Source organism: Sphingomonas hankookensis, from assembly GCF_028551275.1.
GTDB lineage: Bacteria > Pseudomonadota > Alphaproteobacteria > Sphingomonadales > Sphingomonadaceae > Sphingomonas > Sphingomonas hankookensis_A.
The window spans coordinates 861,151-876,134 of the sequence record NZ_CP117025.1; the positions used below are offsets into that span (position 1 = coordinate 861,151).

Here is a 14,984-nt window from a genome sequence, read left to right on the forward strand (position 1 = left end):
CGAACGGGGGGAAGCGCTCAGCCCCTTACCGGAACCTGCCCGACAGCGAGACACCGATGATCCGCGGATCGTTGAACACCGCGGCCATGTAATTCTCGATCACGCCCTTCAGGTTCTTTTCGTTGGTGATGTTGCGCGTGAACACCGACAGTTCCCACGCGTCGGACGGCGGAGCGTAACCGATCTTCAGCCCGCCTTCGAAATTGCCGTTCGCGGTGAATTCGGGCGCCCGGTACAGGGTGAACTGGGTATAGCCCTGCAGATTCCAGTCGGTGGCGATGAACACCCGCGACCCGTCGTTGAGCGGCTGATCCCAGCGCGCGGTCAGGTCGAGCGTATATTCGGGCGCATTGGGCAGCGGTTCGCCGTCGATCTGGGCAAAGGTGTTGGCGCCGACGCGGATCGTCGGGTTGTATACGGTGCAGACCACCTGTCCGTTCAGCGCACAGACCTGCGCGAACACGCGCTTGTCGCGGATCGCCGAATGCAGCCAGCTGCCGCCCAGGCCCAGCGTCAGCTGCGGCACCGGCTTCCAGTCCAGCTCGGCTTCGACGCCGTATGCCTGCGCCTTGTCGGCGTTGAACAGCACGCCGTTGCCGTTCGAATCATTGCCGTTCAGCTGGATGTCCTTGACCCGATAGCCGAAGACGGTGGCGTTCAGTCGCAGCGTGTTGTCGAGCAGGTTGCTCTTGAACCCGGTTTCAAACGACAGGATCGTTTCGGAATCCGCCGTGGTGAAATCGGCGTTGAACACCGCCGAGCGCCCCTGGATCGTCGGCCCGCGGAAGCCGCGCGCGACGCGCGAATACAGGCTCAATTCGTCGCTCGCCTTGTACAGCAGGCTGACGTCCCAGCTGGGTTCGGTCGACGACAGCTTGACGTCGGTGCGACCGCGATAGGTGACGACGTTCGCCGCGGTGTTGGCCGTCTTCACCAGCCGGGTGCGCTTCGTATCTTCGGTGATGCGCGCACCGGCGGTCAGCGTCAGCCGGTCGGTGAAGTCGTAATGCGCCTGTCCGAACGCCGCCCACGACGTGTTGGTATCCCGCAGCCGGACCCAGTTGTTGGGATTGCGCGCTGCCGTCGTCAGGAAGAATCCGCGCTGGTAGAATTCGGTGACGTCGCGATTGTCGAAATAGAAACCGCCGAGCTGGAAGCCGAACGGGCCGCTGCCGGTCGAGGCAAGGCGCAGTTCCTGCGACCATTGGTCGAGGTCGCGGATGTTGCCGCGGCTCTGACCGAAGCCGTTGGGCACGCCGTTCACCGGGAACAGCGCCGCCGCGCCGCCATCGGTATCGCCCCGGCTATAGCCGCTGGTCGTTTCGTACGCGGTGATCGAGGTCAGCTCGACCGGACCGAAATCGAACGCGGCGCGAGCCGATGCGCCATAGGTGTTGTACGCCTGCGGATTGTTGCCGCCTTCGTCCAGCGCCACGCGGTCGCGGGGTTCCGCCGACACGTCGTTCGACCCGCGCTTCAATGCCGCGCGGTGGAAGATGGTCGAGGTGCCCTCATACCAGCGGGCATGGCCCGACAGGTCGAGGGTGATCGCATCTGTCGGCTGCGCGCGCAGCTGCAGGCGCAGGTTGCGGTCGTCGAAGCCGCCCATCGCGTTCTTCTTGGGCGTCTGCGTATTGTCGGCGCTGAAGCCGGTATAGCTGTTGTCGACCCAGTCGTCGCGGTGCTGGACCAGCGCCGACACGCGCACCATCAGCCCGTCGGCGATCGGCCCGCCGACCCCGGCGTCGAAGCTGGCGCTGTTATAGGTGCCGTACGACGCCTGTGCGCGGCTCTGGAAGGTGGCCGTCGGGCGGATCGTATCGAACTTGATGATGCCGGCGGTGGTGTTGCGGCCGAACAGCGACCCCTGCGGCCCGCGCAACACTTCGACCTGCGCCACATCATAGACCGGGTTCGACTTCAGCACGACATGTTCGAGGATCACGTCGTCCTGGATGACGGTGACCGGCTGCGACGCGCCGAGATAGAAGTCGATATTGCCCAGACCCCGGATGTAGAAGCGCGGGAAGATGCGGCCGGTGGTCGTCTCCGCATAGAGGCCGGGGATGCGACCCGACAGCGACAGCAGCGTGTCTTCGCCGCCCGACTGGAACTGGCGCAGGTCGTCGCCGCTCGCGACACCGACCGACAGCGGCGTGTTCTGCAACCGCTCTTCGCGGCGTTCGGCGGTGACGACGATGTCGCCGAGACCGGCATCCTCGCCCGGCGTGGCGGAGGTCGCGTCGGTCGGCGCATCGGCGGTCTGGGCGAATGCCGGCGTCGCGAGCGCGACGAACGCGGCGCTGACGAGCAGCGGCAGGCGGGTCTTCATTGGGTTTTCCTTCCCTGTGGTCGACCGCCCGAACGCCAACGCAAAGCCGCCCGGCGGTTCCCCCGAACCACCGGGCGGTAATCTGCTCGCATCGCGCCGCGGGCCGTCCCTGCCGCGCGCGCTAGGCGTATTTTATTTCGTTTCGATGACAGCCATCGGTCCGCTGCGCTCAGACGAAACCCTGCGACCAGCTCGACCGGTCGTAATTGCCGATATTGGGCAGTACGGTCGACAGGTCGCCGTCCGACACGCCGAACCACCGCGCCAGCGTCGAGGCATATTGATCGACCGCCATCGTCGGGATCAGCCGCCCCTGGCCGACATCGTCGCTGGTATTGTGGCCGATCGCCGGCGGCGCGCCATAGAGCCGCTTGCCCTTCACCGCGCCGCCCATGACGAAGTGCATCGACCCCCAGCCATGGTCGACGCCATTGCCGTTCGACGTCAGCGTCCGGCCGAAATCGGACCCGGTGAAGGTCGTCACCTTGTCCGCGACGCCCAGCGCGGCGGTGGTGTCGTGGAACGCGCGCATCGCATCGGCCAGCCGCCCGAGCAGCACCGGCTGCGACGTCGCCAGATTGTCGTGCAGGTCGAACCCGCCCATCGCGACGAAGAAGATCTGCCGCTTCGCACCGATCTGGCCCGAAATGGCGATCATCCGCGCGACCATCCGCAGCTGGTCGGCCAGCGAATTGCCGGTCGGGAACAGGTTGAGTGTCGATTCGGGCACGCCGGCCAGCGCATTGGCCAGTTGCGCCTGGGTATCCATCGCCCGCTTGTTCACCCGCGCATATTCGCTAGCGAACATGTGCGGATTAGTTTCGGACATCAGCCGCGCCAGCGTCTGCGCCGCGGTCGCCGATCCGTAGAGCGACGTCGCCCCGCGCAGCAGCGATACCGGGCCGCCGGTGCCGACATTATACTGGATCGCCTGCCGCCCGGTCAGGAAGACCGCATTGCCCGACGCGTTGATGCAGGTCAGCGTCGCCGACCCGTTGCCCGACTGGTACAGGTCGCCGATCCGCCCGCCCCAGCCCGATGCCGCGCCTTCCGGGCTGGAGGCCTGGAAAAAGCTCTGCTGGTCGTTGTGCGAAAACAGCTTGGGCGGCACGCGCACCGACTTGTTCAGATATTGCGCGCGCGTCGTCGGCTGGATCAGCGTCCCGACGTTCAGCGCGACCGCCAGCCGCCCCGCATCGAACAGCGGGTTGAGCTTCGCCATGGTCGGCGCCAGCGCATAGGCCCGCCCGCCCAGGTCGTTGTCGGGCAGCAGCGCCGTCGCCTGCAACGCATCGCGCGCCAGCGCGACGGTGCTGCGCGCGGTGCGATATTGCCCGTGCGACGTCGGGTCATAGGGGACCAGCGTGTTGTAATGGTCGTTGCCGCCCTGCAGGAAGATGCAGACCAGCGCCTTGTAATCGGTGGCGGTCGCCGCCGCCGCCTCGCCGATCGCGCCCAGGCTGGTGACGAACGGTGCGGCGACCCCCGCCATGCCGAGCGCGGCGGTGCGTTGCAGAAAGGCGCGGCGCGAGACGTCGTGCAGCATCGTCGGAGCGTTCATTTCAGCACCAGATAATCGGGCGAGGCGAGGGTCAGCAGGATCGCGGCCCCCGTGCGGTTGAGCGTCGCGTTGTTTGCGGTCAGCGGGATACTGTCGACCGCGGTGCGGATCGCGGTGACGGTCGCGCCGCGCAGCTGTCCGGCGGCAAGGATCAGGTTGACCTCGTCGACCAGCTTCTGGCTGTCCGACGCCAGCGCCATCATCGGCGCATAATCGGCCTTCACATCGCCGGTGCCGCCGCCGACCAGCGACTGCATATAGTTGATATAGGCGATGTTGGTCTGTTCGGTCGCGATCTGGAACTCGGGCGCGGTCATCCCGGCCTGCGCCATCGCGGTGCCGGGCGGGGAATAGCCCGGCCGCATGAAGCCGAATACGCTGGACGCGCGGCCGATCGACTGGCCCAGCCGCAGCGTCGTGTTGCTGGTATCGCCGATCGCCCAGGCGTCGCTCGGCGACGTGACGCCGAACGCGCGCGCCCAGTTGGTCAGGCGCTGGACGGGATCGCGCAGCCGCCCGGCGGTCGTGCTGGCCAAGGCTGCGGCATCGTCGCGGGCTTCGGGGTCGAGCAGGATCGCGCGGATCACCGCCTTCATGTCGCCGCGCACGCCGCTGCCGTTATTGGCGAAGGCGGCGGCGACCCGTCCGACATAGCCGCGGCTGGGGTTCGACGTCACCAGCCGCTGGATCAGCTGCTTCGATACGAACGGCGCGATGTTGGGATGGCGGAACAGGATGTCGAGCGCGGCATTGACCGCCGCCATCCCGCCGCCCGACACCGTCGCGCCCAGAAAGGTCGCCGATCCGGTTTCGTTGGCGGTGACCCAGATCCGCATCGGCGTGCGCATCCGTGCCGGGGTGCTGTTGTCGAAATCGACCGTGTTCAGCCCGGTGAACACCCGCGCGAGCTGCGACACATCGTCCAGCGTATAGGTTTCGAGCGGCACGCCGTTCGAGGTGCGGACGCTGCCATCCTGTTCGAGCTGATAGACGCCGAGCGTGAAGAGCTGCATCAGCTCGCGCGCGAAATTCTCGTCGGGCATCGACCCGTTCGACGCATCGGCCTTGCGGCTGCCCGCCGAACTCAGGAACGATCCCATCGCCGGGCTGAGCGCGACCGCACCCAGCAGGTCGCGATAATTGCCGAACGCATGCTCCAGCAGCACGTCATGATACGCCCCCATCGAAAAGGCGCGCCACGGCATGTTCAGCCCGCCGATCCCGACGACGAGGAAATCGAGCAGCGCCAGCGACACACGCTGCCGCAACGGATCGTTGCCGGCGATCGCCTGGCGCCAGACGCTGGCGTCATAGCCGTTCTGGCCGTTGAGGTTGGCGTTGACCGCGGCGTCGTTGAACCCCTTGGCCATCAGCCAGTCCCAATGGCTGGTATCGCGCGGCAGGGCGAACTGCGCGTCGATCCAGCCGGCGATGCCGCTGTTCAGCACCGCATCGATCGAGGCGCGGGTCGCACCCATCGTCGCCTGCGCCAGAAAGCGGCTGGCGCCCTGTGCGGTCAGCGCAGCGACGGTCGGGGTGGGGCTGGGCGTGGGGGTTGGGGCAGGCGTCGGGTTCGTTACCGTCACCAGTCCGCTGCCGCTGCCGCTCGACCCGTCGGACCCGCATGCCGCCAGCAGGGCCGACGCACTTACTATTCCGTGGGTTTCGAGCCGCGTTCGGGGCTTTGGCGCGGGATGGCCCTCGCCGTCCGACCCTGAAAGCGTCTCTCCTTCCAAATCGTCAAAACTCGACGGATCGCCCAACATCGGCATTCCCCTACGCACCCTGCCCGCGGTGGTAGCGCCGTTATGGTTGGGAAATGCTTAATGGAATGATTCGTCTGAAAAAAATGCGCAACAACGCGCGTCAGGTGCGAATTGTTCCAAGGCCTGGCAAATAATCATTACGATATCGTACTGAGCTTGCAGCGGCAGAAAGGCGCTGAACACCATTACCGTCTTTGCCGTTACCAAAAGAAAAACGCCCCGGATTGCTCCGGGGCGTCCTTTCGTTTCGATGCTGCAATGAAGATCAGTCGATCTTGGGCAGGGTTTCGAACTGGTGGAAGGGCGGGGGCGAGCTGAGCGTCCATTCCAGCGTCGTGGCACCTTCGCCCCACGGATTGTCCGCCGCCTTGCGTCCGGCCATCAGCGAGATGACGATGTTGACGAAGAAGAACACCATCCCCAGCGCCATGATGCCGTATCCGGCCGAGGCGATATGGTTGAAGAAGGCATAGGCGTCCGGATAGTCCGGGTAACGCCGCGGCATACCCTGCGTGCCGAGGAAGTGCATCGGGAAGAACATGACGTTCACGCCGATGAAGAACACCCAGAAGTGCAGCTTGCCGAGCAGTTCGTTGTACATCCGGCCCGACATCTTCGGGAACCAGTAGTAGAAGCCGGCGAATAGCGCGAACACCGCACCCAGCGACAGCACGTAGTGGAAGTGCGCGACGACATAATAGGTGTCGTGCAGCACGTCGTCGACGCCGCCATTGGCCAGCACCACGCCGGTCACGCCGCCGACGGTGAACATGAAGATGAACCCGATCGCCCACAGCATCGGCGTGGGGAAACGGAGCGACCCGCCCCACATCGTCGCGATCCACGAGAAGATCTTGATGCCGGTCGGCACCGCGATCAGCATCGTGGCGGCGGTGAAGTACATCTTGGTATTCACGCTGAGGCCGGTGGTGAACATGTGGTGCGCCCACACGACGAAGCCGACCGCGCCGATTGCGACCATGGCATAGGCCATGCCGAGATAGCCGAACACCGGCTTCTTGCTGAACGTCGCGACGATGTGGCTGATGATGCCGAAGCCCGGCAGGATCATGATGTAGACTTCGGGGTGACCGAAGAACCAGAAGAGGTGCTGGTACAGGATCGGGTCGCCACCGCCGGCGGGATCGAAGAAGGTCGTGCCGAACTTGCGATCGGTCAGCAGCATCGTGATCGCGGCGGCCAGCACGGGGAGCGCCAGCAGCAGCAGGAAGGCGGTGACCAGCACCGACCATACGAACAGCGGCATCTTGTGCAGGGTCATGCCCGGCGCGCGCATGTTGAAGATGGTAGTGATGAAGTTGATCGCGCCCAGGATCGACGACGCACCGGCCAGGTGCAGCGACAGGATCGCCATGTCGACGCTCGGCCCCGGTTCGCCATAGGTCGACAGCGGGGCATAGACCGTCCAGCCGGTGCCGGCGCCGCCGCCGAACATCGTGCTGCCCAGCAGCAGGAGGAAGGCGGGAATCAGCAGCCAGAACGAGATGTTGTTCATGCGCGGGAACGCCATGTCCGGCGCACCGATCATGATCGGCACGAACCAGTTGCCGAACCCGCCGATCATCGCCGGCATCACCATGAAGAACACCATGATGAGGCCGTGGGCGGTGATGAGCACGTTCCAGAAATGGAGCGCCTGATCGCCTTCATGGCCCGACAGCCAGGGCAGCCACTGAATGCCCGGTTCGGCCAGCTCGAGGCGCATGATGCCCGAAATCGCACCGCCGATGATCCCCGCGACGATCGCGAAGATCAGGTACAGCGTGCCGATGTCCTTGTGGTTGGTCGACATGAACCAGCGGGCGAAGAAGCCCGGCTTGTGGTCCGCGTCATGATGATGCGCATGATCGTCGTGCGCGAACGCGTTATGGCCGGGAAGGGCGGTATCGGTCATCTTACTGGTCCACATTGCCGACGCCGCCGCCGTTGCCGGTGGCGCGCTGGGTGGAGGGAGAGGCGGCTTCGGTCGCGTTGACCACCGGGGTGCCCGCGTCGCTGGCGGTGTTGCCCGCCGCCGACGTGGCGTCGGCGGTATCGGCGCCCGGCTGCGGGATCACGGCGTTGCTGGGCGCGGCGGCTTCGGCGGCGCCGGGCAGCGTGCCGCCCTTGGCCTGGATCCACTGGTTGAACTGCGCCACCGGCACGGCTTCGACCGCGATCGGCATGTACGCATGGCGCGCGCCGCACAGTTCGCTGCATTGGCCAAAATACAGGCCGGGCTTGTCGATGGTGAAGCTGGTCTCGTTCAGCCGTCCCGGCACTGCGTCGAGCTTTACCCAGAAAGCGGGGATCGCCCAGCTGTGGATCACGTCGGTCGCGGTGGTGATCAGGCGGATCGGCACGCCGACCGGCAGCACGATCCGGTTGTCGACCGCCAGCAGGCGGGGGCCATCGGCATCGGTGCGATACCGCTGTCCGGCGGCGACCTCGTTGCGTTCCTTCAGCATGTTGGCGGTCACCGACACGCCGCCATAATCGGGATATTCGTACGACCAGAACCACTGGTTGCCGATCGCCTTGATCGTCACCGCATTGTCGGGCGCCGGCTTGAACTGGCGCGCGAGCAGACCGATCGACGGCACCGCGATCGCGGCGAGGATCAGCACCGGCGCGGCGGTCCAGATGATTTCGATGGCGGTGTTGTGCGACGTCTTGGACGGAACCGGGTTCGCCTTTTCACGGAACCGGATCACGACATAGGCGAGCAGGAACAGCACCAGCAGCGAGATGGCGACGATCACCGGCATCAGGATGTGGTTGTGAAAGGCTTTCGCCTCCTGCCCGTTCGGCGTGAACTGCGCCTGCAGGTCGACGGCGCGGTCGGACGGCTGACCGACATGCGGCACGGCGATCATGCGTGGCGAACCATCGCTGTTGAGCGTCGGGTCCTGCACCGCGGCCGGCGCGGGCGCATCGGCGGTCGCGGCGGGCGCCGCCTGTCCGGTCGGGTTGGCGGCGGCCGATCCGGGGGGCGGTGCGCCCGCCTGCGGCGCGGTCGCGACCTCGCCGGACCCCGGCGTCACCGCTTTCGGCGCGGCGGCGTGGGCGCCCCCGGCCAGCGCGGCGGCGGCCGCAAGTACCAACATCCTCATCCCAATGCTTCGCATCGTGTCGTGTCACCCCGTTAGTGGGCACGCGGCACGCTTCTTGTTCGGCGTGGTCGCGTGCGGCGGGCGTTTGGAAACCCTAACCCACCGGGCTATACGCGGCATGTCGCCTGGCCTCAAGCGATGGTTGCGAACGGGCGCTACGCGGGTTTAGAGCGGCGCGCGCAATCAACCGGTGGACGACAGCCCATGAACGACGACGCGATCCTCGACGAATTCCGTGCTGCGGAGGCGCTGCTGGAGGGGCATTTCATCCTGTCGTCGGGCCTCAGGTCGTCACGCTACCTGCAATGCGCCCGTGTGCTGATGGACCCGCGCCGCGCCGCGCGGCTGTGCGACGAACTCGCCAGCCGCTTTCCCGCCGGGTTGCGCGAACGAATCGACGTGGTGATCTCGCCGGCGATGGGCGGGGTGATCGTCGGCCATGAAATGGGTCGGTCGCTGGGCGTGCCCGCGATGTTCCTCGAACGGCCGACCGGCACCTTCGAATTGCGTCGTGGCTTCCGCATCGATCCGGGCACTCGCGTGCTGATGATGGAGGATGTGGTAACCACCGGCCTGTCCTCGCGCGAAGCCATCGCCGCGATCCGGGCGGCGGGCGGCGACGTGGTCGCTGCCGCGTCGCTGGTCGACCGGTCGAACGGCACCGCCGATCTGGGCGTGCCGTTCCACCCGCTGATCCGGCTCGACGTGCCGAGCTATCACCCCGACGCACTGCCCGCCGACCTCGCCGCGATCCCGGCGATCAAGCCGGGGAGCCGGGCGGCATGACCGCGCCCCTGCGGCTGGGCGTCAACATCGATCACGTCGCGACGGTGCGCAATGCGCGTGGGTCGGGCTATCCCGATCCGGTGCGCGCGGCGCTGCTGGCGGCGGAATTTGGCGCGGACGGGATCACCGCCCATCTGCGCGAGGATCGCCGCCACATCACCGATGGCGACATCGCCCGGCTGTCGAGCGAACTGACGCTTCCGCTGAACCTCGAAATGGCGGCGACCGAGGAGATGCTGGGCATCGCGCTCAAGCACCGCCCGCACGCCGCCTGCATCGTCCCTGAGAAGCGCGAGGAGCGCACGACCGAAGGCGGGCTGGACGTCGCCGGGCAGCAGGACAAGCTCGCGCCGATGGTCCGCGCGCTGGCCGATGCCGGGGTGCGGGTGTCGCTGTTCATCGAACCCGACGCCGCGCAGATTTCCGCAGCCGTGGCGCTCCGCGTGCCGGTGGTCGAACTGCACACCGGGCGGTACGCGGAACTGTCGGGCGAGGAACAGGTCGTCGAACTGCGTCGCATCGCCGATGCCGCCGCGCTCGCCGCCAAGAACGGGATCGAGGTCCATGCCGGCCATGGCCTGACCTTCGACAATGTAATGCCGGTCGCCGCGATCCCGCAGGTGCGCGAGCTGAACATCGGTCATTTCCTGATCGGCGAGGCGATCTTCGGCGGGCTTGGCCCGGTCGTGCGGCGGATGAAGGAATTGATGGAGACCGCGCGGTGACGCTCGCATGATCCTCGGCCTCGGCTCCGACCTCTGCAACATCGAGCGGATCCAGAATTCGCTCGACCGGTTCGGCGACCGCTTCGTCCAGCGGGTGTTCACAGCCGTGGAACAGGCCAAGGCCGACAAACGCCCCTTCACCCGCGCCGGTACGCTGGCCAAGCGCTTCGCCGCCAAGGAAGCCTTTTCCAAGGCGGTCGGCACCGGATTTTCGCGCGGCGTGTTCATGCGCGACATCGGCGTGGTCAACGCCCCCTCCGGCGCACCGACGCTGCACCTGACCGGGGGTGCGAAAGCACGGCTTGACGCGATGACGCCCGAGGGCCACGTCGCGACAGTGCATCTGACGATGACCGACGACCATCCCTGGGCCCAGGCGTTCGTCATCATCGAGGCGCTGCCCGAGACAGAGTAGGACGTTTGATGGCCGATCATCTGGCGCTGGAGGACAACATACCCGCGCCGTCGCAGCCGACCCCCGCCGCCAACACGTCCGCGCCTGCCCGCAGGCGGCTCGACTGGAAGGGTGAATTGCGCGGGCTGTTCTGGCTGTTGCTGGTGGTGCTGGGCTTCCACAGCTTTATCGCCAAGCCATTCTACATCCCGTCCGAATCGATGCTGCCGGGCCTGCGCGTCGGCGACCGGCTGGTGGTCAGCAAATATGCCTATGGCTGGTCGTTCGTGTCGCCGACCATTCCCAATCCGGTCGCGATGTTCCGCGACATCGTGCTGCGCCAGCCGCAGGAGACGTGGAGCGTCCAGCTGCCGGCATGGCATGGCCGCATCTGGGGTTCGATGCCCGAGCGCGGCGACGTGGTGATCGTGAAGCCGCCGGGCAGCAATACGGACCTGATCAAGCGCGTCATCGGCCTGCCGGGCGACCGGTTGGAGGTGGCGGGCGGTGTCGTCTACATCAACGACGTCGCCATCCCGCGCAAGGCGATGGGCGACGCGATGATCCCGGTCGACGCCAACACCAAATGCGATCCCGACCAATATCCGGGTGCGCTCGTCCGCACCGACAAGGGCGCCTTCTGCCGCCTGCCGGTCTATCGCGAGACGCTGCCGAGCGGCCGGCAATATGACACGATCGATTTCCGCTATTCTCAGGGCGACAATTTCCCGGCGATCGTGATCCCGGCCAACCACCTGTTCCTGATGGGCGACAATCGCGACAACAGCGCCGACAGCCGTTTTTCGGAGGCCGAGCGTGGGCTGGGTGGCCCGGTGCCGTGGGAGAATATCGGCGGCCGGGCGGAGTTCATCACCTTCTCGCTCGACGGCACGACCAGCCTGAACCCGGCGACGTGGTTCAGCTCGTTCCGCAGCGGCCGGGCCGGCACCTCGCTGGTCCCGGCCCGGGGCGACGGGCAGTGAGCGGCTACACGCTCTACGACTATCACCGATCCTCGGCGGCGTACCGCGTCCGCATCGCGCTGAACCTGAAAGCGGTCGAGTGGCAGGGGGTGCCGGTGTCGCTGCTCAAGGGTGAGCAGCGCTCGCCCGAGCATCTGGCGCGCAGCCGCCAAGGACTGATCCCCGCGCTCGACATCGGCGGCGGCACGATGCTGACCCAGTCGCTGGCGATTCTCGACTGGCTGGACGCGACGCATCCGGAGCCGCGGCTATTCCCCGCCGACCCGCTGGAGCGCGCCCGCGCGATGGCGCTGGCGCTGGTGATCGTCGCCGACATTCATCCGATCGACAATCTGCGCGTGTTGCAGCGGCTGGAGGCACAGTTCGGCGCCGATGTTGCCGCCAAAGCCGACTGGTATCGCCACTGGATTGCAGAAGGGCTGGGGGCGCTGGAGGTGGCGGCGCCCGAGCGCGGCTTTTTCGGTGGTGAGACGCCGGGCGTCGTCGACTGCTGCCTCGTGCCGCAACTCTACAATGCGCGGCGGTTCGAGCTCGACCTGTCGCCCTGGCCGAAGCTGGTCGCGATCGATGCGCGGGCGGCTGGGCTGCCCGCGGTGGCGGCGGCGCGCCCCGATGCGGTGGCGCCGGTCGCATGACGCTGGCGACTACGGGCGCGAACGGGTAGGACGTCGCGCGACATGGTAAGTGATGCCGAAGCTGCGGACGCGCGTCCCGACCTTGCCGGGCTGGAGCCGCTCGACCGGTCGCGCCCGCGCTGGCCGCGCATTCTCGGGGCGATCCTTTCCGGATTGATGATCCTCGGGCTGTCATGGGAGCTGTTCGACCATGGCTGGGCCGGGGTCGAACTGGCCGCGCCGGATTCGCCGTGGTTCTATCTGTTCTTCGCGCTCGCCTATTTTGCGCCGCCGCTGTTCGACTTCATCATCTTCCGGCGCCTGTGGCGGCTGCCGTTCGACGGGTTCGGGGCACTGGTGCGCAAGCGGATCGCGAACGACGTGGTCATCGGCTATTCGGGCGACGTGTTCTTCTATGCCTGGGCCCGCGCCCGGTTGAAGATGGTGACGGCGCCGTTCGGCGCGGTGAAGGACGTGACGATCCTGTCGGGTATTGCCGGCAATATCGTGACGGTCGGCATGCTGGGCGTAGCGCTGCCCTTCGCGTTCGAACTGTTTCCGCCGGCGCAACTCCGGATGCTGGCATGGTCGTCGGCGGTGGCGGTCGGGATTTCGGGCGTGCTGCTGCTGTTCTCGCGCCGGGTCTTTTCGCTGCCGGGCGCCATGCTGCGCTGGATCTTCGGCGTGCATTGCGCGCGGCTGGTGCTCGGATCGCTGGCGTTCGGCATTGCCAGCTATTTCGCGATGCCCAATGTCTCGATCACCTGGTGGCTGTTCCTTGCTGCGGGTCGACTGGTCGTGGCGCGCCTGCCGCTGTTGCCGAACAAAGACCTTCTTTTCGCCAACTTCGCGATTATGTTTATCGGGCATGGCGAAGCCCTGTCCGACCTGGTCGCATTCATCGCGACCCTCACCCTGTTCACGCACGTGGTGCTGATGGCGGCATTCGGGCTTCCTGCGCTCGCAAGGAAAGAATGATGAAATTGCCCCTGACGCTGCTCGGTGCGGCGTTGCTCGCGGCCAGTCCCGCCGCCGCCCAGTCGATCGGCAGCGATGCCGCCGCATGCAATGCGAACCAGGGGCCGGCGATCCGCGTCAACGTGGTAGGGCTGAAGGACCGCACCGGCCGGCTGAAGCTGGAACTCTATCCGGCGAACGACGACGATTTCCTGAAGGACGACCGCGACCTGCGCAAGGAGGGCAAGTTCTTTCGCCGGGTCTGGGCCACCATGCCCCAATCCGGCGCGGTGCAGTTGTGCATCCGCGCGCCGTCGCCCGGCCGCTATGCGCTGTTGTTCACCCATGACCGCGACGGGCGCAACAAGTTCAATTTCATGCGCGACGGGGCGGGCTTTCCGGGGCCGGCAAAGCTCGGCCGTGCCCGCCCGAAGCTGGCGCAGGCGATCGTCACCGTGCCCGCCGGCGTCACGACCACGACGGTGCGCGCCCAGTATCTGCGCGGGCTGGGCGGTTTCGCCCCGCTCGACTGAGCCGAACCCCCGATGCGCGTCGTCGACGTCAACGAATTCTACTCGCCGACCGGCGGGGGGGTCCGCACCTATATCGACCACAAGATGACGATCATGGCCGAGCTGGGCCATGAACTGATCGTCATCGCCCCGGCCAAGGAGAATGCGGTCGAGGAGCGGCCCGGCGGCGGGCGCATCCATTGGGTCAAGGCGCCGACGCTGATCCTCGACCCCAATTACGGCATCTTCGTGCGCGGCGGGGCGATCCATGCCCTGCTCGACGAACTGCATCCCGATGTGGTCGAGGCGTCGAGTCCGTGGCGCCCCGCGACCATCGTCGCCGACTGGCCCGGCCATGCGGTGAAGGTGTACTTCGCGCATAACGACAATGTCGGCGCCTATCCGCTGCGCTGGTTCGAACGGATGGCGAGCCGCGAACGGATCGAGGAGGCGTTCATGTGGTGGACGCGCTACATGGCGCGCTACCTCGACAAGATGGACGCGTTCGTCACCAACGGCCCGGCGCTGGAAAAGCGCCACGCCGCGCGTGGGCTGACCGTCCATGCGTCGATGCCGCTCGGCATCCAGCGCGGGTTCTTTTCACCCGAGCATCGCGACGAGCAGTTGCGGGCATCGCTGCTCGACCAGCTCGGCCTGCCGCCCGAAGGGCATCTGCTGCTGGGGCTGGGGCGACACCATGCCGAGAAACGCTGGCCGATGATCTTCGACGCGGTCGAGATGGCGGGCGAGCATCTGCCCGTCGGGATGATCCAGATCGGCAGCGGGGTGCATACCCGGCGCCTGGAACACCGGTTGAAGAACAGCCCGCATATCAAGCTGTTCCGCCCGGTCTATGACCGCGTCCGCCTCGCGCGGATCATGGCCAGCTGCGACGCGCTGATCCACGGATCGGATGCCGAGCCGTTCGGGCTGGTCGGGCTGGAGGGGCTGGCATCGGGCCTGCCGTTGATCGTGCCGGACGAGGGTGGCTGTGCCGAGATCGCCGAGCCGGCATTCGCCGAAACCTATGCCGCGCGCGATCCGCGCTCGGCGGCGGATGCGATCGAGCGGATGTTCGCGCGGGACTATGACGTGGTCAAGGCGGCGGCGAATGAAGCGGCGGCGCGGGTCCGGACCGACCGCGACCATGCGGTCGACCTGATGCGCTATTATGAGGGGTTGGTGGCGGAGAAGGCGCAGCGGTTCCCGGAGTGGTTCGCGAAGTAATCGATACTCGGTTC

13 protein-coding genes are annotated in these 14,984 nt (G+C 66.6%); 8 read left to right on the forward strand and 5 right to left on the reverse strand.

Going from position 1 to position 14,984, the window contains the following annotated elements; translation table 11 throughout:
• Nucleotides 1–25: 25 nt before the first annotated feature.
• The 5 genes from PPZ50_RS04175 to coxB all read right to left on the reverse strand — a co-directional run bounded on the left by PPZ50_RS04175 (nt 26) and on the right by coxB (nt 8,772).
• Entirely contained in the window at nt 26–2,332 is a 2,307-nt protein-coding gene (locus tag PPZ50_RS04175; protein ID WP_066688923.1) for a TonB-dependent receptor, read from the reverse strand.
• A gap of 169 nt (nt 2,333–2,501) precedes the next feature.
• A complete protein-coding gene (locus tag PPZ50_RS04180) occupies nt 2,502–3,893 on the reverse strand; it encodes a DUF1501 domain-containing protein (RefSeq protein WP_232307875.1) in 1,392 nt (463 codons plus the stop codon).
• Nucleotides 3,890–5,659 (reverse strand): DUF1800 domain-containing protein, encoded by a 1,770-nt coding sequence (locus PPZ50_RS04185; protein ID WP_272815718.1) that lies wholly within the window; start codon nt 5,657–5,659, stop codon nt 3,890–3,892. The genes PPZ50_RS04180 and PPZ50_RS04185 overlap by 4 nt, the downstream gene beginning before the upstream one ends.
• A 265-nt stretch (nt 5,660–5,924) precedes the next feature.
• Nucleotides 5,925–7,574 (reverse strand): cytochrome c oxidase subunit I, encoded by a 1,650-nt coding sequence (gene ctaD, locus PPZ50_RS04190; protein ID WP_066688922.1) that lies wholly within the window; start codon nt 7,572–7,574, stop codon nt 5,925–5,927.
• A 1-nt stretch (nt 7,575) separates the two neighbouring features.
• Nucleotides 7,576–8,772 carry a cytochrome c oxidase subunit II gene (coxB, locus tag PPZ50_RS04195; protein WP_066688921.1) on the reverse strand — a complete coding sequence of 399 codons (1,197 nt, stop codon included), beginning with the start codon at nt 8,770–8,772 and terminating at the stop codon, nt 7,576–7,578.
• Between the two features lie 204 nt (nt 8,773–8,976).
• Between coxB and pyrE the strand changes: the two genes are divergently transcribed.
• Genes pyrE through PPZ50_RS04235 form a run of 8 tightly spaced genes read left to right on the forward strand, consistent with a single transcriptional unit; the run spans nt 8,977 to nt 14,970 of the window.
• Nucleotides 8,977–9,558 (forward strand): orotate phosphoribosyltransferase, encoded by a 582-nt coding sequence (gene pyrE, locus PPZ50_RS04200; protein ID WP_066688920.1) that lies wholly within the window; start codon nt 8,977–8,979, stop codon nt 9,556–9,558.
• Entirely contained in the window at nt 9,555–10,283 is a 729-nt protein-coding gene (locus PPZ50_RS04205; RefSeq protein WP_066688919.1) for a pyridoxine 5'-phosphate synthase, read from the forward strand. Before pyrE ends, PPZ50_RS04205 begins: the two co-directional genes overlap by 4 nt.
• 7 nt (nt 10,284–10,290) lie before the next feature.
• Nucleotides 10,291–10,698 carry a holo-ACP synthase gene (gene acpS, locus PPZ50_RS04210; protein ID WP_066688917.1) on the forward strand — a complete coding sequence of 136 codons (408 nt, stop codon included), beginning with the start codon at nt 10,291–10,293 and terminating at the stop codon, nt 10,696–10,698.
• Nucleotides 10,699–10,706: 8 nt separating this feature from the next.
• The gene (gene lepB, locus PPZ50_RS04215) at nt 10,707–11,660 is read left to right on the forward strand and encodes a signal peptidase I (protein WP_084401361.1); all 954 of its coding nucleotides are present in this window, start codon (nt 10,707–10,709) and stop codon (nt 11,658–11,660) included.
• The gene (gene maiA / locus PPZ50_RS04220) at nt 11,657–12,295 is read left to right on the forward strand and encodes a maleylacetoacetate isomerase (RefSeq protein ID WP_066688915.1); all 639 of its coding nucleotides are present in this window, start codon (nt 11,657–11,659) and stop codon (nt 12,293–12,295) included. Before lepB ends, maiA begins: the two co-directional genes overlap by 4 nt.
• A gap of 42 nt (nt 12,296–12,337) precedes the next feature.
• Nucleotides 12,338–13,252 (forward strand): hypothetical protein, encoded by a 915-nt coding sequence (locus PPZ50_RS04225; protein ID WP_066688909.1) that lies wholly within the window; start codon nt 12,338–12,340, stop codon nt 13,250–13,252.
• Complete coding sequence (locus PPZ50_RS04230; RefSeq protein ID WP_066689027.1) at nt 13,252–13,764, forward strand: DUF2141 domain-containing protein; 513 nt, start codon at nt 13,252–13,254, stop codon at nt 13,762–13,764. Before PPZ50_RS04225 ends, PPZ50_RS04230 begins: the two co-directional genes overlap by 1 nt.
• A gap of 12 nt (nt 13,765–13,776) precedes the next feature.
• Nucleotides 13,777–14,970: a glycosyltransferase gene (locus PPZ50_RS04235; protein WP_066688907.1), complete on the forward strand. Its 1,194-nt coding sequence runs from the start codon at nt 13,777–13,779 to the stop codon at nt 14,968–14,970.
• Nucleotides 14,971–14,984 lie beyond the last annotated feature (14 nt).

Bases quoted from the DNA above. Each gene is read 5' to 3' on its own strand.
- PPZ50_RS04175 (WP_066688923.1), bottom strand. From the start codon at position 2,332: ATGAAGACCCGCCTGCCGCTGCTCGTCAGCGCCGCGTTCGTCGCGCTC.
- PPZ50_RS04180 (WP_232307875.1), bottom strand. From the start codon at position 3,893: ATGAACGCTCCGACGATGCTGCACGACGTCTCGCGCCGCGCCTTTCTG.
- PPZ50_RS04185 (WP_272815718.1), bottom strand. From the start codon at position 5,659: ATGTTGGGCGATCCGTCGAGTTTTGACGATTTGGAAGGAGAGACGCTT.
- ctaD (WP_066688922.1), bottom strand. From the start codon at position 7,574: ATGACCGATACCGCCCTTCCCGGCCATAACGCGTTCGCGCACGACGAT.
- coxB (WP_066688921.1), bottom strand. From the start codon at position 8,772: ATGAGGATGTTGGTACTTGCGGCCGCCGCCGCGCTGGCCGGGGGCGCC.
- pyrE (WP_066688920.1), top strand. From the start codon at position 8,977: ATGAACGACGACGCGATCCTCGACGAATTCCGTGCTGCGGAGGCGCTG.
- PPZ50_RS04205 (WP_066688919.1), top strand. From the start codon at position 9,555: ATGACCGCGCCCCTGCGGCTGGGCGTCAACATCGATCACGTCGCGACG.
- acpS (WP_066688917.1), top strand. From the start codon at position 10,291: ATGATCCTCGGCCTCGGCTCCGACCTCTGCAACATCGAGCGGATCCAG.
- lepB (WP_084401361.1), top strand. From the start codon at position 10,707: ATGGCCGATCATCTGGCGCTGGAGGACAACATACCCGCGCCGTCGCAG.
- PPZ50_RS04225 (WP_066688909.1), top strand. From the start codon at position 12,338: ATGGTAAGTGATGCCGAAGCTGCGGACGCGCGTCCCGACCTTGCCGGG.
- PPZ50_RS04230 (WP_066689027.1), top strand. From the start codon at position 13,252: ATGAAATTGCCCCTGACGCTGCTCGGTGCGGCGTTGCTCGCGGCCAGT.
- PPZ50_RS04235 (WP_066688907.1), top strand. From the start codon at position 13,777: ATGCGCGTCGTCGACGTCAACGAATTCTACTCGCCGACCGGCGGGGGG.